Below are 16,520 nucleotides of genomic sequence, written 5' to 3'. Positions count from 1 at the left end.
GGACTCAGCAGGCGAGCATCAGGCCTGTTTGGCCGCCAGCGCAGCCCGGTGGGCGTGCAGCTTCTGGTAGCTTTCGATCAGACGCAGGTGGCGATCGAGCCCTTCCAGCTGCATGTTGGTGGGCTCCAGGCCATGGAAGCGCACCTCACCCTGCACGGAGCCCACCACGGCAGCGATGGTGTCTTCACCGAACATGCGGCGGAAGTTGTAGAGGTAGTCCTCGAGCTCCAGCTCATCGTCGAGGGTGATCTCCAGCACCGCTTTCATGGCCTGGTAGTAGAGGCCGCGCACGACGGTGTTGTCGTTGTACTGCAGGAACATCTCGACGCGATCCAGCGCATCCTCGTGCTGACCCAGCGCGAGATTGATCATCAGTTTCAGCTCGAGAATCGTCAGCTGACCCCAGATGGTGTTCTCGTCGAACTCGATGCCGATCAGCGTCTTGATGTCCATGTGCTCATCAAGCTGGCTCTCTTCGAGGCGCTCGCCCAGGTCCGCCAGCTGATCGTCGTCGAGACGATGCAGATTGAGGATGTCCTCGCGGTAATCCAGCGCCATGTTGGTGTTGTCCCACACCAGGTCCTCGACCGGATAGACCTCGGAATAGCCCGGCACCAGGATACGGCACACCGGCGCGCCGAGATCCTCGTGCACCGCCATGTACGATTCCTTGCCGATCTCATCGAGAATACCGAACAGGTTGGCGACTTCTTCTTCATTGCTGCCGGAGAAGTCCCACTCGACGAACTCGATGTCAGTCTTCGAGCTGAAGAAACGCCAGGAAACGAGGCCCGATGAGTCGATGAAGTGCTCGACGAAGTTGTTCGGCTCGGAGACGGCCAGCGAGTTGAAGGTCGGCGGCATGAAGTCGTTGAGCCCTTCGAAGCTGCGGCCCTGCATCAGCTCGGTCAGGCTGCGCTCGATGGCGACCTCAAAGCTCGGGTGCGCGCCGAAGGAAGCGAAGACACCGCCGGTCTTCGGGTTCATCAAGGTCACGCAGGCCACCGGGAACTGGCCGCCCAGCGAGGCGTCCTTGACCAGAATCGGGAAGCCCTGGGCTTCCAGTGCCTCGATGCCCTCGACGATTTCCGGATACTTGGCCAGCACCTCCTGCGGCACGTCCGGCAGGGTCAGTTCCTGCTCGAGAATCTCGCGCTTCACCGCACGCTCGAAGATCTCGGACAGACACTGCACCTGGGCTTCCGGCAAGGTGTTGCCGGCGCTCATGCCGTTGCTGAGGTACAGGTTCTCGATCAGATTGGACGGGAAATAGATCGTCTCGCCATCCGAGCGACGAGTGAACGGCAGAGACACGATGCCACGATCCGCACGCCCGGAATTGGTGTCAATCAGGTTGGAACCACCCAGCTCGCCGTCCGGATTGAAGATCTCCAGGCAGTAGTCATCCAGCACGCCTTCCGGGATCTCGTCGTTCGGGCCCGGCTGGAACCACTTCTCGTTGGGGTAATGCACGAACTCGCTGTCAGCGATGGCTTCGCCGAAGAACTGGTCGTTGTAGAAGAAGTTGCAGCTCAGGCGCTCGATGAACTCGCCCAGCGCCGAGCACAGCGCGCTCTCCTTGGTCGAGCCCTTGCCGTTGGTGAAGCACATCGGCGAGGCGGCATCACGAATGTGCAGCGACCAGACGTGCGGCACGATGTTGCGCCAGGAAGCGATCTCGATCTTCATGCCGAGATCATTCAGAAGGCCCGTCATGTTGGCGATGGTCTGCTCCAGCGGCAGATCCTTGCCTTCGATCCAGGTGCTCTGCCCTTCCGGCGGCTCCGCCATCAGCAATGCCTGGGCGTCTTCGTCGAGGTTGTCGACCGTCTCGATCTCGAAGCCCGGGCCGGTCTGGACGACTTTCTTCACGGTGCAACGCTCGATGGAGCGCAGGATGCCCTGGCGGTCCTTGTCGGAGAGGTCTTCCGGCAGCTCCACCTGGATCTTGAAGATCTGGTTGTAGCGATTTTCCGGGTCGACGATGTTGTTCTGCGACAGACGGATGTTCTCGGTCGGGATGTCCCGCGCTACGCAGTACACCTTCACGAAGTACGCCGCACAAAGCGCTGACGACGCCAGGAAGTAGTCGAACGGGCTCGGCGCCGACCCATCACCCTTGTAGCGGATGGGCTGATCGGTGATGACCGTGAAGTCGTCGAATTTCGCCTCGAGCCTCAGGTTGTCGAGAAAGTTGACCTTGATTTCCATGAACGATGCACCGCTGTGAAGAGTGTGGGCGTCAGCACGCCAATCTGACGGCTACGCGATGGCCGCCATTATCCAGATTTTGGGGGCCTGCGTCGCGGGTGAGGCGAAAAGCGAAAACGCCGCGACTTCCTTGACGGTCGGGAGATTGTCACCTATTGGTTAATTTATACGCATAAATACAATAATTGATGCTTTGCCATGCCCGGTTCCCTGCCATCGACACGACAGGTCACAACCCGCCCCACCAACCACAATAAAGGGGAATGCAATGAGAAAGCGCTTCACGACCCGCAAGGTCGCCATCTACGGCAGCATGCTGCTGGGATTCTTGATGCTCGAGAGTCCATTGATGCTGATGGCCAACCAGATAGAGCCCATGGTGATGGGAATTCCGTTCTTCCTCGTCTGGAACCTGGTGTGGTGGGGCTTCCTCACCGCCGTGTTCCTGTATGCCTACCTGACCAACTGGGGTAGCGCCAAGGCCCCTTCCACCGGCAGCAAGCGCTGAGGAGCTCATCATGACGGGAAGTATCTTGATCATCGCGGCCTTCATGATCATCCCCTTGATCGTCGGGCTCGTGTCCGCACGAAAGTCCCAGACGACAAGCGAGGATTTCTTCGTACAAGGGCGGGCCATGGGCAGCATTGCCGTGTTCTTCACGGTGGCGGCCACCTGGTGGAGCGCCTTTGCCTTCCTGGGTTCGAATGCCACCTTCTATACCAGTGGCCCCATCTATCTCACGGCGCTGGCGTGGAACCTGCTCTTCGGCTTCATGTACTACTGGGTGGGCAAGCGCGTCTGGTATCTCGGCAAGCGCTTCGACTACCTGACGCCGTCAGACCTGATGGGCGATTTCTACAACAGTGAAGCGCTGAGAATCCTCGTCGCCGTCATCACGCTGATCTTCACCGTGCCCTATCTGCAGATCCAGCTGACCGGCGGTGCCTACCTGATCGAGGTCGCCTCGGGTGGCGTCGTGCCCTTCTGGCTGGCCGCGCTGCTGTTCTACTTCATCATCATCGTCTATGTGTGGGTCGGCGGTATTCGCGCCATCGCCTGGACAGATGTGATCTATGGGGCACTGCTGTTCTTCGGCATGATGTACGCGGGCTATTACATCGCCGGCCAGGCAGGTGGCCCGACCAGCATGTTCGCGCAGCTTGCCAGCGACTCGCCCGCGCACCTGACCCTGCCGGGGCCGAATGGCAACATGGGCTACTCCATGTGGTTCTCGCTGTTCGTGATCGTCGCCATCGGCGCCTTCATGGGCCCACAGATCTGGCTGCGCATGTATTCGGTGAAAAGCGGCAAGCTGTTCGGCTTGATGCCCTTCCTGCTGGGGCTCGCCGCCTTCGCCTACTTCGGTTCGGTACTGACGGGCTATACGGGCGTACTGCTGGAGCCTGGCCTGGAAAATGCTGACCAGATCCTGCCTGTCATGCTGATGAACTATGCGCCCTACCTGCTGGCATCGCTGATCATGGCGGCTGGCGCGGCAGCGGCGATGTCCACGGCCAACTCCCAGATCCATGCGGTATCGACCGTCGTCACCATGGATATCTACAAGCGCTACGTGAACCCGCAGGCGAATCAGGAACGCATCGTCCATATCGGTCGCCTGTCCCTGGTCGGCTTCTCTCTGGCGGCCTACATCCTGGCACTGACCGTACCGGGACTGCTTGTCACCATCGGGATCGCGGCACTGGCGGGCACCGCTCAGCTGATCGTGCCGACACTGGGCGCCATCACCTGGCGCAAGGCCCACCCGCAAGCGGCCTTCTGGGGCCTGATTCTGGGCATCGTGACCGTCCTCTGGCTGTCCTATGGTGCCAGTGTCAGCAACCCGCTTGGCCTGCATGCCGGTATCTGGGGCCTGATTCTCAATGCGTCAGCCTTCGTTGTCATCAGTCTCGCCTTGCAGCGCAAGGATGCCGAGGTGGTGGAACGCTTCGCCCAGGCGCGTCGGGATTACACCGCGGAATATCATCCGGAGCAGCTGGAAGATGATGTGGCTCCCTCACCTCAGGTGATCGAAGCCCGCTGACCAGCGACAAGGGCCTGCATTGCGCAGGCCCTTTTCATTGCCGAGAACGCCTCACGTGCGAGTAGTTGATAGCCAATGGACAGGATTTGACATGACCTCACCCCCTCTCCCTACGCAATTATCGGAATTGACCGCCACTGACGCCCTGACACTATTTCGCCAAGGCGAGCTATCCCCTGTCGAGCTGACCCGGGACTGCCTGGAACGTATCGATACGCTCAACCCCAAGGTCAATGCCTTCGTGCATATCGCCCATGATGGGGCAATGAAGGCGGCGAAAGACGCCGAAGCCCGCTGGATGAATGGCTCGCCCTGCGGCCCGCTGGACGGTGTACCGACAACACTCAAGGACCTGACGCTGTCCCGGGACATGCCAACCCGGTATGGCTCCGCCACCACATCACCAGACATAGGCAATGACGTCGATGCCCCCGTCGCCGCGAGTCTTCGCAAGGCAGGCGCCGTCTTTCTCGGCAAGACAGCCTCGCCGGAGTATGGCTGGAAGGGAGTGACGGACAACCCGCTGCATGGCGTGACGCGCAACCCCTGGAATACCGCGCTGACCTCCGGTGGATCCTCAGGCGGGGCTGGAGCAGCGGCCGCGCTCAACCTGGGCATGCTCCATCAGGGCAGTGATGCCGGTGGCTCGATCCGCATCCCCTGCAGTTTTACCGGTACCTTCGGCCTGAAACCCACATTTGGGTGGATTCCCCAGTGGCCGACCAGTGCCATGTCGACCCTCTCACACCTGGGACCAATGACGCGGACGGCGTCCGATAGCGCCCTGATGCTTGCCAGCATGGCAAGGCCGGATGCCCGAGACGGATTGCTCGGCAACCCGCATGGCATCGATTGGAAGGCGCCACCTCCGCTATCTCTTGAAGGGTGGAAAATCGCTTACAGCCCGACGCTTGGGTATGTCGATGTTGCTAAGGACATACGCCTGCGAGTGGATGAAGCGGTCGCTCTACTCTCGAGACTGGGCGCTGAGGTCATCGAGATAGACCCCGGGTTTGTCTGCCCCCTCGATACCTTCAACACCTTGTGGTTCGCGGGTGCCACCCAGGTGGTCGAAAAGATGACCGGCAGCCAGCGAGATCAGATGGACCCGGGCTTGCTGGACATTGCAGAGCGAGGCAGCAACATTTCCTTGTCGCAATATCTGGCGGCAAGACGAGAGCGAACTGCGCTTTGCGCACACATGCAATCCTTCCATGAGCAATGGGATCTGCTCGTAACTCCCACACTGCCCATTTCACCCTTTGCCGCCGGGCACAATGTCCCACCCGGCGAGAAATACACTGACTGGATGGACTGGACGCCGTTCAGCTACCCCTTCAACCTGACCCAACAACCCGCGGCATCACTCCCCTGCGGATTGGATGACCAGGGACTGCCTGTCGGCCTGCACATTGTCGGAGGAAAATTCCAGGACATGAAGGTGATGCATGCCGCCATGTTGCTTGAGGAGATGCTTCCTGGACTTGTCTATCCGAGGCTCTAGCCGAGAGACGTCCGTCAATCAGCTACCGAGCTCATGGTAAACCTCAAGCTTCTCGCTTCAGCTCACTTCACATCTCGCACCCCGCCCCGCCCGAGCAATCGTGCGGGGCGAGCGTCATGATGAGACCCCTGACACTCACAGCATCAGGAATTTGATACTAAAGATCGGCGCAGCAGTGTCGATAGAGGGTTCAACAGTAAATAAACATTATTTCAGCACAATCGCATCAAAGATACCCGCAGTCGATGTGCTCATTGATCTCCCTCTCTTGCCAGGAACTCTCCCATGCTGCTCGATCGTGCCCAGGCCCTGCGCCGTGCGCTGGAAGACCATACTGCCTGCATCTTCTTTCGCCCGGATGGCAGCATTCTTGGCGCAAGCGACGCCTTTCTCGCGGCGACGGGCTATCGCCGTGATCAGGTCGTGGGGCAACATCACCGCATGTTCTGCTCGAGCGAGGTCCATCAAGCCCCTGACTATCAACACTTCTGGCAACAGCTGGCCGCCGGCCACTCGCGCGGTGGCACCTTCGAGCGACGAGATGCCAGAGGCGAGACCTTGTGGCTGGAGGCGACCTACCTGCCGGTCATGACTCGCCGCGGACGAGTGCGCTATATCATCAAGATTGCCCGCGATGTCAGTGAGCGTCACGAGAGTGCCAGCAGTCAGGACGCCATTCTCACCGCGCTCAACACCTCGATGGCGGTGATCGAGTTCGCGCCGGATGGCACCGTGCTCAAGGCCAACGACAACTTCCTCAAGGTAATGGGCTATCAGGCCCATGACGTCATCGGGCAGCATCATCGTCACTTCTGCGCTGACAGCTTCTATGAGGAAAATCCCGATTTCTGGTACGAGCTGGCCAACAACAGCTTCAAACAGGGACGGTTTGCACGGATCAGAGCCAATGGCAGCCCGATCTGGCTGGAAGCGACCTACAACCCGGTGCTCGATGCCCACGGCAAGGTGGTTCGCGTCATCAAGTTCGCCAGTGACATCACGGCCGAGATGCAGCAGCATCAGGCAACGCGAGACGCCGTCACTGCCGCACGCACCAGTGCCCAGCAGACGGAGACCATCGCCGCTGACGGCCTGACACAACTGGCGGCCGCCGTGGAGGATGTCACTCGCGCAGGCATGGAAGTCGCGACGGCGCGGCAGGTCATCGAGGCGCTCAATCATCATGTGAGAAGCATCAACCAGATGGCCGAAAGCATTTCCCACATCGCGCAGCAGACCAACCTGCTGGCCTTGAACGCGGCGGTCGAAGCCGCCCGCGCGGGGGATCATGGCAGAGGCTTTGCGGTGGTGGCCCACGAGGTTCGACGTCTGTCACAGGCAACCACGCAATCCGCCGAGCAGATCAGCAAGGTATTGCGCGACAACACGGCCTTGATCCGCCAGGCGGGCGAGCGCATGAATACCGTCGTCATCCACAGTGAAGCCGGCCAGCAGAGCGTCGATCAGACCCAGGCGGTCATCGCCGAGATCCTGGCCGGTGCCCGACAGGTCAGCGCCGCGATCGATCGCCTCTAAGGCTAGCCTGCGCCATCCATCCGCCAGCCGTTGAATGCCCTTGCATGCCCTTGCATAAGACGACGCCCCGACCACGCTGAGAGATCAGCATGAGCGGGGCGTCATATTGCAGCGTGACAGCGAATCCTGGCGCACTTCAGCCAGCCAGAGAGCCTAGCGTCTTCTCCATCGTCGCGACCACTTCACGGCACAACGCATCATCGAGTGCGTCGGCGTGCGGCGGTGCGAAACGCTGGGCGTCGTTGTCGAAGTACTGACCATTGGCGCCGGCGAATTCCTCATCCAGTGCCGCACGCACCAGGATATCGGCACCGATGCCCAGGTCCTTGCCCGGCACGCCGAAGCCTTCCTTGACCATCTTGCTGGCCAGCAGAGAGCCCGGATTGACCGCGATCAGGATAGGCCCCTGGCCTTCCCAGTCCTGGGCAAGCGTACGCGTCCACATGGTGATCGCGAGCTTGCTCTGGGCATAGGCCGCGTAGTGGTCATTGAACGCGATCTCGCCGGTCAGGGCCTTCAGGTCCACGGAGGATTGAGCCGCCGAGGACAGATTGACGACCCGCCCGGCCGGACGCAGTGCCGGCGCCAGTTTCTGGGTGAGCAGATAGGGGGCAAGGGTATTGACCACGAAGCGCAGGTCGAGACCGTCCGCCGTCACCACGCTGGGTGCCTGGAAGACACCGGCATTGTTGATCAGGACATCCAGACTGGCATTGGCCGCCAGCACGTCGCTTGCCAGTGAATCGATGGCGGCCAGGTCGGACAGGTCTGCCACGAAACCGGCAACGCGCTCGGTGCCTGCCAGCGCCGCAAGTTCGGCGACGACACCATTGACCTTCTGCTCGCTGCGTCCGTGGATCAGCACGCGATGGCCGCGCTCCAGCAGGGCCTTGGCCGTGACCAGGCCGATGCCATCGGTAGAACCGGTGATAAGGATGGTTTTCATGCGCTCTCTCCTTGAAATGTCACACGACGCTTGAGACACGAACGACAGGGTGTGCCGGATGGCCACACCCTGTCGTTCATCTGTGCCAGCGCAGTGTCAGGATGATCCTGTCAATGTGGCTTTCGGTCACGGAATCAGACCTCGACGATGACCTTGCCGGTTGCCTGGCCGCTACCCAGACGGGCGTGGGCCTGGCCCACTTCCGCGAGCGGGAAGACCTGATCATCGATGATCGGCTTGAGCGCGCCGGCATCGGCGATACGCGCCATGTCGGCCAGAATCTCGTGATGCTCCTGACGACGGAAGTCATGCAGCATCGGGATCAGCATGAAGACGACATGCAGTGACAGGCCCTTGAAGTGCGCGGTGGTCAGGTCGATTTCCATGAAGGACACGGTCGTCGAGACATGGCCATTGAGCGCGGCAGCCTCGAAGGAGGTCGGCAGGTTGGCACCGCCGACAGAGTCGAACACGATGTCGAAGCCCTTGCCGTCGGTGTGCTTGGCCACATAGTCGGCGACCTGCTCATTGCGGTAATTGATGGCACTGGCACCCAGGCCTTCGACCAGCGTCTCGTGCTCATCACGACCGACGGTCGAGGCGACGTCGGCACCGAAGTGACGGGCCAGCTGGATGGCGATGTGACCCACACCCCCCGCGCCACCGTGAACCAGCACCTTCTGACCGGCCTCGATGTTGGCGCGTTTGAGGCCTTCATAGGCCGTGATGCCGACCAGCGGCAGCGCCGCGGCTTCCACCATGCTCAGGGACTTCGGCTTGTGGGCGATCAGGCGAACATCGGCGGCGATGTACTCGGCCAGCGTGCCCGGCAGGTCGGCCAGGCCACCAGCACAACCATAGACGTCATCCCCGATGGCGTAGCCTTCGACGCCCTCGCCCACGGCTTCGACGGTACCAGCGAAGTCCATGCCCAACAGCGCCGGCAGTGCCGGAGACAGCGGCAGCTCAGGGCCCATCTCGCGAATCATGGTGTCGACGGTATTGATGCTGGTGGCGGCGATGCGCACCAGCACCTGACCTGCCGCCGCTTGGGGCTTGGCGATTTCCGCCGCTTCGAACACCTCGGGACCACCGAATGATTTGACGAGCATCGCTTTCATGAGTCTGTCTCCTGCGTGGATGTGGAGCCAGCATAATTGCCATGGGCCTGAATGATAAACGGCGATAAACTACAATCAGTTTATTGATCTTATTGAAAGTCACGAATGTCACGCCAAGCCGTTGCTGGCGTGCCTCTCGCCTTCGTGAGCCACGCGCGTCGACGCAAATGAGGACACCCGCATGAATCTTGAGCACCTGAAGCTGTTCGTCCGTCTCGCCGCCGTGAACAGCATCAGCCAGGCCGGAGAGGACCTGGGACTGTCGCCCGCCGTCGCCAGCTCTCACCTGCGCAAGCTCGAGGACAGTCTGGGAGTACGCCTGTTGCATCGCACCACGCGTCATGTGGCACTGAGCGAAGAAGGTCGCGCCTTTCTCCCCCACGCAGAGGAGGTGCTGATCAGCGCCGAGGCCGCGCGGGCTGCCGTCGGCGTCGGCACGACTTCCCCCAGCGGCACCTTGCGCATCACCGCTTCCGCCTCCTTCGGGCGCATGCACCTGGTGCCGGGCCTGGCCGGCTTTCTCGAACGCTGCCCTGATCTGGAACTGGACCTGCGCCTGACCGACACCATCGTCGATCTGGTCGAGGGCGGCTTTGACATCGCCATCCGCAACTCCGCCCTCAAGGATTCCAGCCTGATCGCGCGGCGCCTGGCACCGGACAAGCGCATTCTGTGCGCCTCGCCGGACTATCTCGCGCGCCATGGCACACCGACGCACCCCTCGATGCTGCACGAACACGAATGCCTGACCCTGATCGGCATGGACCAGTGGTGCTTTCAGTGCGAGAACGGCGTCGAGCCGATTCGCGTCAAGGGGCGTATCCGCACCGACAATGGCGAAGCCGTGCGTGACGCCTGTGCCGCAGGTCTGGGCATCACCCTGTCCTCGACATGGAGCATTTACCGCCACCTGGCCGAGGGCAGCCTGGTAGAGGTGCTACCCGAGACGCCCTTGATCAGCGAGACGGGCATCTGGGCGGTCTATCCCAGCAACCGCCAGCTGGCCCCCAAGGTGCGCGCCTTCCTGGACTACTTCTCCGAATACTTCGGCAGCCCGCCCTATTGGGATGTCCAACAGGGCTGAGACGCCGGAAAGCCCGTCATCCCGCCGCCAGCACCCAGCGCTGAAGCATCGGCTTGTAGTGAGCGAAGTCCGGCGTCTGCATGCCGGCGACCTTGGCGGCATCATCCAGGCGCCGCACCTTGATGACGGCCTCGAGCTGCGGCAATTGAGCAAAAGCCTGCGCTTCTTCTTCCGTCATCGCCCCGCCCTGCAGCGCCAGGCTATCCAGCGAGGCCTGTGACAGGCAGGTACGATAGCTCGGCTCCACCGCGACCAGATAGCGCTTGGCTGCCACATGCTGGCGTACCGGCTCGACGATCTCGACCGGGAAGAAGCGCGCCAGCCAGTCGGCACCGCTGACCTGATGACGGTTGTCCTGGCCGTTCATCAAGACCTCCGGCGGCAGCGCATTGGCGTAATGCCCCACGTCATGCAGCAAGGCGGCCAGAATCACCGACTCGGATTCCCCCTGCTGCTCGGCAAGATGCGCTGCCTGCAGCATATGCTCGGCCATGGTCACCTCCTCGCCCAGATAGGAGTCCGCACCATGCAGGGCGAAGATGTCCTCGATCAGGCCGACGATACCCTCGGCGTTGGCTGTCTGCGTGATCATCGGGCGTTCTCCAGCAGATTGAGGGTGGAATACAGGCTGTCGAGATCGGCGTAGGCGCCCTGCAGATGACGATTGCCACCAGCCACGAAGGCGGTGCGGGCGTGCATCACGCGACTGTTGTCGAACAGCAGGCAATCCCCCGGGGCAAGGCGCAGGCGCGTAGCCTGCTCCGGCTGACCGATCACGCGCGCCCAGTCGTGATAGGCACGATAGAAGGCGCGTTGCGCCTCGAGCGGCAGCGGCAGCGAAGCAATGGAGCGGTTGTTGTAACGCACCTGGCGGATGTTGCCCTTGTGGTCGGTCTCGATGAACGGCACCCAGCTTCTGAGATCGGCATGGTCCGCGTCATGGAAGCGGAACGGCACCCGCGTGCGCGTCAGCAGCGCGAAACTCTCGGGCGCCAGTTCGCGCAGGCGCTCGGCGGCGGCGAAGCCATCCACCAGCAGGGTCTGGCCGCCTTCCACCTCGTTGCTCAGGCAATGCAGCAGCTGAATGCTCGGCGCCGGATCGCGATAGGGATTGTCGGTATGCGCCCCGAGCCCGAGATTGCTGAAGGCGAGATTGCTCGGCGAGACCTCGGTGCGGACATCGAACAACTTGCCGTAATTGGTTTCGCGCACATACCCGAACTGATCGATTACCTCGAGCACCTTGCCCGGCTCGACGGGCACGCCGCGCAGGCACACCACTCCGCTGTCGCGGACACAGGCCAAAGACTTGCGGAGTGCCTCTCCGCCGGCGATGACATCGGCCCACTCGACTCGGACGACCGAGAACTCACTGCCCTGCCAGAGCGTCTTGTGCGCACTGCTGCGCTCATCGGGGAAGCCGGTGCTCAAGGCGGCCAGCTCATCGACGCCGTAGCGAATCTCGCGCGCATTGCTCAGTGTCACTCGCAGGACGTCGCCCTCCTCAAGCGCCGCCTCGCTGATGGCGGCGTCCCAGTCGAGGTCGAGCACACTGTCCAGACGCTGGCCATTGGCATGGCGACGGGCGGGGTCATGGTCTTGCAGCCACAGCACATGCTGGGCAAGGGTCTGGCCATCATCCAGAGTCAGGTGAAGCTGTTCGGCGTCAAACGCGAGGCGAGGCATGCAGAGTCTTCCTGTCTGTCGAGTGCGATCACAAGCCGCAAGGCACGGCATGACGAACGGGTGTGGCTGGCGCTCATGTCAAACGAGCGATCCGCCAGTGAATGCCCGCCATGCTAGTGAACGCAGACCCGTGACCATAGCGAGACTTTCTGGCGGCGAGCCTTAGTTTTTATACGCGCACACTGTCACGTCATCGTCATGCACGGCTGCAAGAATGAGCGCCCGGCCGCGTGCCGCGGCAGGATCTGCAGTCATGGCTTCAGCACCAGCCGCCGATGCGGCGACTGGCTCAGTCAAGCTGGAGTTCTGCATGTCGCGTCCTGCCTATCACCCTTCCCAGCGCCTCGCTCAGCGCCTGCCCCCATTCAATGCCCTGACCGCCTTCGAGGCCACCGCACGCCTCGGCAGCCTGACCCGCGCCGCCGCCGAACTGTGCATTACCCAGGGCGCCGTCAGTCAGCGCGTCAAGCAGCTGGAAGACTTCCTCGCGGTCAGCCTGTTCGTGCGCCGTGGCAATCGCATCGAGCTGACCGACGAGGCGCATGCCTATCTGCCGCTGGTCAGTGGCGTGTTCGAGACCCTCAAGCGCGGCACCGCCACCCTCTTCCAGCACGATGAGCAACAGAGCCTGACGCTGCGCTCCAATCACAGCTTCGTCGAATACTGGCTGATCCCCAGGCTCAAGGACTTCCAGCGCCTGCATCCGAACATCCAGGTCACGGTGCTGCCGCACAACCAGGTACTCCCGGACGAGCAGCCCGATGTCGATATCGAGATCATCAATGGCTACGGCGGCTGGTGCGGGCGCGAGTACGAGAAACTGGCCGATGAGCAGTGGGTCGTCGTGGCCAGCCCCACCTTCCTGCATCACTCCCTCGCCCCCAATGCCTCACCCGCGAGTCCACTCGACGAGCTGGCCCGCGCGCCACGAATCGAGTGCATCGGCTACCGCGAAAGCTGGCTGGACTGGTTCCGACTGCAGAAGTTTCGCGGCCACATCCCGCCGGCCGGCCTCAAGTTCGGCAATGCCAGTCTGGCGATTGCCGCGGCACTCGAAGGACATGGCTTCCTGCTCGTCCGCCAGTCCTTCGTGATGGACCTGATCAAGAACGGACGCCTGCAACTGGCGCACGCCTTGCGCATGCCCAGCACCAGCAGCCAGTACCTGCTGGTGTCTCCGGAGCGCCGCCATGCCCCGGCGGTCAACGATTTCTGTGCCTGGTTGCGCAGCACCATGCACACCTCTCAGGCCAATCCTGTCACCAGCGAGATGCCCTCCCAGCCCCGCTAGCACGGGCAGGAAGACGCGAGCCTCAGAATTTCTAAGGCACAGTCGCAGTTTTTGTTACGGCCAACGGCCGGCATCTGTCACGGAAACGTCATCATCTGCGCCAAAGATGACGCCTCAAGACGACAGCGTTGACGCAGTTCGACCGTCCCGGCGGGCTGCGCCACGAGCCATCCAACGGCCTGCCTGTCGGCCTGACCCGGTTTTGCGGAACCTGCTTGCTGTCACTGATGACCGTACCTGACGACCGCCCCTGACCACTGTCCCTGACGACCGTCCCTGACTATCGTCCCTGACCGTTGCCCTTGCCTGGAGCCTGACATGAAGAAGCCCTTGATCGCCGCCATCGGCCTTGCCGCCTTCGCCCAACTGGCCGTCCCCCAGCTGGCCCATGCCGAGACACTGCGCACCCCGCATTGGGTCGAGTTCAGTGGCAAGGAGTCGCTGGACCCCATCTCCCCGACGCGCTTCTACTCGGCCAACCAGCTGATCTACAGCCGCCTGGTCCGTCAGGGCAGCAAGGGCGAGCCGGTGTCGGACCTGGCCTCCGAGTGGCAGGCCAATCCCGCTGCCGATGAGTGGACCTTCACGCTGCGTGACGGAGTCAGCTTCCACAACGGCAAGGCGCTGAGCGCAAATGACGTCATCTACAGCTTCACGCGTCTGCTCGACCCCGAGCGCGATGCCCCGGCACGTGCCGCGCTGTCAGTCATCGAGGACGTCAGCGTCAATGAGGCCGGCCAGATCGTGTTCCGTCTCAGCCAGTCCCATGCTGACCTGCCGATTCTGCTGATGGATTACCGCGCCAAGATCGTGCCGGTCGGCTTTGATGACGACACCTCACTGCAGGGCATCGGCACCGGCCCCTTCAAGCTGGTCGAATTCGATCCGCAGGGCACCACCACCTTCGAGGCCTTTGCTGACTACTGGGAAGGCGCACCGAAGCTGGATGGCATGGACCTGATCGGCATTCCCGATGACAACGCCCGCACCCAGGCATTGCTGGCCGGCCAGATTGACTGGTCGGGCTGGAATGGCGTCAACGCCCAGCAGCTGCGCCTGTTCTCCAGCAACCCGGCCTACCACTACGACTCCATCGCCACCGGCGACTGGCGTGGCATGGTGTTCCGCGCCGACGACGAGGTCTTCCAGGATGTGCGCGTGCGCCGTGCGCTGCGTCTGGTGGCTGACCGTGAAGAGATGGTCAACCTGCTGTTCGGCAAGGGCGGCGCCACCATTACCTGTGACAATCCGGTCTGGAATGGCGATCAGTACAAGCTGGCGCAGCAATGCCCGCAGGACCTCGACACCGCTCGCAGCCTGTTGAGCGACGCGGGGTATGCCGATGGGCTGGAGATCGACGTTTACACCAGCGGCGTCGACAACTACTTCCGCCCGATGACGGAGCTCTACCAGCGTCAGGCAGCCGAGGCCGGCATCACCGTCAACGTGCACAACGTGCCCGCGGCGGATTACTGGAACACCGCCTGGATGAAGAAGCCGGCCTTCACCACGGCCTGGGGCCAGCGCCCGACAGATCAGGTGCTCAACGAGATCTTCCAGAGCGAGGCCAACTGGAACGAGTCGGCCTACAAGAATCCCGAATTCGATGCCCTGCTCGCCAAGGCGCGCGCCACTCTGGATGACGAAGCACGCACCGAGCTCTATCACCAGGCCCAGGCGCTGCTGACCGAGACCGGCGCGACGCTGATCCCCTTCCACCTCAACAACAACCGCGTCATGAAGCGTGAGGTGCATATCCCGGCAGTCGAACACTTCGCGATTCGCTGGCACCAGGTCGACAAGCAGGGAGAGAGCTGATGTCCCGCCCTGGCCTGATCCTGATTCTGATGGACGGCATCAGCAGTCAGCGCTTCGCCGAGACGCGGGCGCGCCTGCCGCATCTCGATGCCCTTGCCAGAGACGGCCTGCTGATCGAGCGCCTGGGTGCCGATACCAATGCCAATTCGATGCCCGCGCGAGCGGGCGTCCTGACCGGGCAACCGGCTCAGGTGCACGGCATCTATTCCAACGGTATCTATTCCAACGGCATCCATTGCCCCGGTGCTGAGACGAAGACGGAGTTTGCGTCTGATACAGGGACTGAAACGGATAGCAACAGTCACGCCTCAGACGCCAGCGCCACTGCAGGGCATTTTCGCCCTGCAACGGTCGAGGACCTGCGTGGCGAGACCCTGCTCGAGGCCGCGCGCGCGGCAGGACTGCGGGTGGCCAGCCTCGGCTTCGGGCTGGCCCGCCCCGAGAGCTGCGACTGGTATCTGTCGCCCTGGTGGGAGGAAGGCGACCTGCGCGCCAAGGGCATGACCGCGCCGCGTCTGAATCACTGGGATGCCCGCAATGACGCCCTGATGCGCGCGATGAGCAATGACCAGCAACTGCTCAACGAGGCACTGTCGCTGATCGAGCGCGAAACGCCAGAGCTGGTGCTGCTCGAACTCAACACTCCCGATTACTGCCTGCATGTGCATGGCAATGATGACGCCCTGGTCGATGGGGCCCTGATGATGGTCGATGCCCAGCTTGGCAGCCTGCTGGCCGGCCTTGAGGCCATCAACAAGCGCGAGGCCTATCACCTGTGTGTCTTCAGTGATCATGGCCATGCCCTGGTCCAGCGGGCGCTGGTGGCAGACCGCCTTCTACCGGATGTCGCGCTGCAATGTGATGGTGGCCTGTTGCTGGTGGCCTGTGATGATGACGAACGCCAACGCGAGCAGGCCGCGCGCCTGGCCGAGTTCGGCGTCACGCCGCTTGCGGCGGCCGACTTCCTGCCCCCGGGCGTGAAGCATATCCAACTCTATCAGGCACCGCCTGGCATGAGCTTCGAACCCGCCTGCAAGCATGCCCATCACGCAGAGCTGGTGGCGGCGCCCGGCTATGTCTCCACACACGGTTTCGGCCCCGGCGCCACGTCGGATCAGCGCTTCGCCATTCTGCATGGCCCGTCAATCACTGCGGGCGAGCGCCTTGAACTCGAGTCACTGGCCCTCCACCCGCGCCTGCGTCAGGTGCTGGGCCTGCCGCCCCTCTGTGAGGCTTCGACGCCACAGCGGGCACGTGATCTTCAAGAGGTGAACTGAG

General features: G+C 62.3%; 13 protein-coding genes. 8 read left to right on the top strand and 5 right to left on the bottom strand.

Annotated features, from left to right (window positions below; all coding sequences use genetic code 11):
* Positions 1 to 18: 18 nt before the first annotated feature.
* Positions 19 to 2,211 carry an OsmC domain/YcaO domain-containing protein gene (locus tag CLAM6_RS06925; RefSeq protein ID WP_153635530.1) on the bottom strand — a complete coding sequence of 731 codons (2,193 nt, stop codon included), beginning with the start codon at positions 2,209 to 2,211 and terminating at the stop codon, positions 19 to 21.
* A 268-nt stretch (positions 2,212 to 2,479) separates the two neighbouring features.
* Here CLAM6_RS06925 and CLAM6_RS06920 point away from each other — a divergent pair, with 268 nt between their 5' ends.
* The 4 genes from CLAM6_RS06920 (at position 2,480) to CLAM6_RS06905 (ending at position 7,296) form a co-directional block, all read left to right on the top strand.
* A complete protein-coding gene (locus tag CLAM6_RS06920) occupies positions 2,480 to 2,719 on the top strand; it encodes a hypothetical protein (protein WP_153635529.1) in 240 nt (79 codons plus the stop codon).
* Between the two features lie 10 nt (positions 2,720 to 2,729).
* Positions 2,730 to 4,256 carry a sodium:solute symporter family protein gene (locus tag CLAM6_RS06915; RefSeq protein ID WP_153635528.1) on the top strand — a complete coding sequence of 509 codons (1,527 nt, stop codon included), beginning with the start codon at positions 2,730 to 2,732 and terminating at the stop codon, positions 4,254 to 4,256.
* Positions 4,257 to 4,347: 91 nt separating this feature from the next.
* A complete protein-coding gene (locus CLAM6_RS06910; protein WP_153635527.1) occupies positions 4,348 to 5,760 on the top strand; it encodes an amidase in 1,413 nt (470 codons plus the stop codon).
* 285 nt (positions 5,761 to 6,045) lie between these two features.
* Positions 6,046 to 7,296 (top strand): methyl-accepting chemotaxis protein, encoded by a 1,251-nt coding sequence (locus CLAM6_RS06905; RefSeq protein WP_153635526.1) that lies wholly within the window; start codon positions 6,046 to 6,048, stop codon positions 7,294 to 7,296.
* Between the two features lie 136 nt (positions 7,297 to 7,432).
* On the opposite strand, the gene CLAM6_RS06900 is transcribed toward CLAM6_RS06905, so the two are convergent.
* Both CLAM6_RS06900 and CLAM6_RS06895 read right to left on the bottom strand, forming a co-directional pair.
* Complete coding sequence (locus tag CLAM6_RS06900; protein WP_153635525.1) at positions 7,433 to 8,242, bottom strand: SDR family NAD(P)-dependent oxidoreductase; 810 nt, start codon at positions 8,240 to 8,242, stop codon at positions 7,433 to 7,435.
* Positions 8,243 to 8,376: 134 nt separating this feature from the next.
* Positions 8,377 to 9,363 carry a zinc-dependent alcohol dehydrogenase family protein gene (locus CLAM6_RS06895; protein ID WP_153635524.1) on the bottom strand — a complete coding sequence of 329 codons (987 nt, stop codon included), beginning with the start codon at positions 9,361 to 9,363 and terminating at the stop codon, positions 8,377 to 8,379.
* A 181-nt stretch (positions 9,364 to 9,544) separates the two neighbouring features.
* On the opposite strand from CLAM6_RS06895, the gene CLAM6_RS06890 reads away from it, so the two are divergent.
* Positions 9,545 to 10,447 (top strand): LysR family transcriptional regulator, encoded by a 903-nt coding sequence (locus tag CLAM6_RS06890; RefSeq protein ID WP_054555889.1) that lies wholly within the window; start codon positions 9,545 to 9,547, stop codon positions 10,445 to 10,447.
* A gap of 16 nt (positions 10,448 to 10,463) precedes the next feature.
* Here CLAM6_RS06890 and CLAM6_RS06885 read toward each other — a convergent pair whose 3' ends face one another.
* Both CLAM6_RS06885 and CLAM6_RS06880 read right to left on the bottom strand, forming a co-directional pair.
* Positions 10,464 to 11,039, bottom strand: coding sequence for an HD domain-containing protein (locus tag CLAM6_RS06885; RefSeq protein WP_153635523.1), 576 nt, complete (start codon positions 11,037 to 11,039; stop codon positions 10,464 to 10,466).
* Positions 11,036 to 12,133, bottom strand: coding sequence for a TauD/TfdA family dioxygenase (locus CLAM6_RS06880; RefSeq protein WP_172978642.1), 1,098 nt, complete (start codon positions 12,131 to 12,133; stop codon positions 11,036 to 11,038). The genes CLAM6_RS06885 and CLAM6_RS06880 overlap by 4 nt, the downstream gene beginning before the upstream one ends.
* Positions 12,134 to 12,386: 253 nt before the next feature.
* Here CLAM6_RS06880 and CLAM6_RS06875 point away from each other — a divergent pair, with 253 nt between their 5' ends.
* The 3 genes from CLAM6_RS06875 to CLAM6_RS06865 all read left to right on the top strand — a co-directional run bounded on the left by CLAM6_RS06875 (position 12,387) and on the right by CLAM6_RS06865 (position 16,519).
* A complete protein-coding gene (locus CLAM6_RS06875; RefSeq protein ID WP_052384372.1) occupies positions 12,387 to 13,424 on the top strand; it encodes a LysR substrate-binding domain-containing protein in 1,038 nt (345 codons plus the stop codon).
* Between the two features lie 318 nt (positions 13,425 to 13,742).
* Positions 13,743 to 15,242 (top strand): ABC transporter substrate-binding protein, encoded by a 1,500-nt coding sequence (locus tag CLAM6_RS06870; RefSeq protein ID WP_153635521.1) that lies wholly within the window; start codon positions 13,743 to 13,745, stop codon positions 15,240 to 15,242.
* Entirely contained in the window at positions 15,242 to 16,519 is a 1,278-nt protein-coding gene (locus CLAM6_RS06865) for an alkaline phosphatase family protein (protein WP_153635520.1), read from the top strand. Before CLAM6_RS06870 ends, CLAM6_RS06865 begins: the two co-directional genes overlap by 1 nt.
* The last annotated feature ends 1 nt before the right edge of the window (position 16,520 follow it).

The sequence above is a fragment of the Cobetia sp. AM6 genome (genome assembly GCF_009617955.1).
Lineage (GTDB): Bacteria > Pseudomonadota > Gammaproteobacteria > Pseudomonadales > Halomonadaceae > Cobetia > Cobetia amphilecti.
The sequence above is the reverse complement of the archived record's forward strand: the minus strand, read 5'-3'. Positions and strand labels throughout refer to the sequence as shown.

What these genes read in the sequence shown, in the direction of transcription:
- CLAM6_RS06925 (WP_153635530.1), bottom strand. Translation starts at nt 2,211, where the DNA reads ATGGAAATCAAGGTCAACTTTCTCGACAACCTGAGGCTCGAGGCGAAA.
- CLAM6_RS06920 (WP_153635529.1), top strand. Translation starts at nt 2,480, where the DNA reads ATGAGAAAGCGCTTCACGACCCGCAAGGTCGCCATCTACGGCAGCATG.
- CLAM6_RS06915 (WP_153635528.1), top strand. Translation starts at nt 2,730, where the DNA reads ATGACGGGAAGTATCTTGATCATCGCGGCCTTCATGATCATCCCCTTG.
- CLAM6_RS06910 (WP_153635527.1), top strand. Translation starts at nt 4,348, where the DNA reads ATGACCTCACCCCCTCTCCCTACGCAATTATCGGAATTGACCGCCACT.
- CLAM6_RS06905 (WP_153635526.1), top strand. Translation starts at nt 6,046, where the DNA reads ATGCTGCTCGATCGTGCCCAGGCCCTGCGCCGTGCGCTGGAAGACCAT.
- CLAM6_RS06900 (WP_153635525.1), bottom strand. Translation starts at nt 8,242, where the DNA reads ATGAAAACCATCCTTATCACCGGTTCTACCGATGGCATCGGCCTGGTC.
- CLAM6_RS06895 (WP_153635524.1), bottom strand. Translation starts at nt 9,363, where the DNA reads ATGAAAGCGATGCTCGTCAAATCATTCGGTGGTCCCGAGGTGTTCGAA.
- CLAM6_RS06890 (WP_054555889.1), top strand. Translation starts at nt 9,545, where the DNA reads ATGAATCTTGAGCACCTGAAGCTGTTCGTCCGTCTCGCCGCCGTGAAC.
- CLAM6_RS06885 (WP_153635523.1), bottom strand. Translation starts at nt 11,039, where the DNA reads ATGATCACGCAGACAGCCAACGCCGAGGGTATCGTCGGCCTGATCGAG.
- CLAM6_RS06880 (WP_172978642.1), bottom strand. Translation starts at nt 12,133, where the DNA reads ATGCCTCGCCTCGCGTTTGACGCCGAACAGCTTCACCTGACTCTGGAT.
- CLAM6_RS06875 (WP_052384372.1), top strand. Translation starts at nt 12,387, where the DNA reads ATGGCTTCAGCACCAGCCGCCGATGCGGCGACTGGCTCAGTCAAGCTG.
- CLAM6_RS06870 (WP_153635521.1), top strand. Translation starts at nt 13,743, where the DNA reads ATGAAGAAGCCCTTGATCGCCGCCATCGGCCTTGCCGCCTTCGCCCAA.
- CLAM6_RS06865 (WP_153635520.1), top strand. Translation starts at nt 15,242, where the DNA reads ATGTCCCGCCCTGGCCTGATCCTGATTCTGATGGACGGCATCAGCAGT.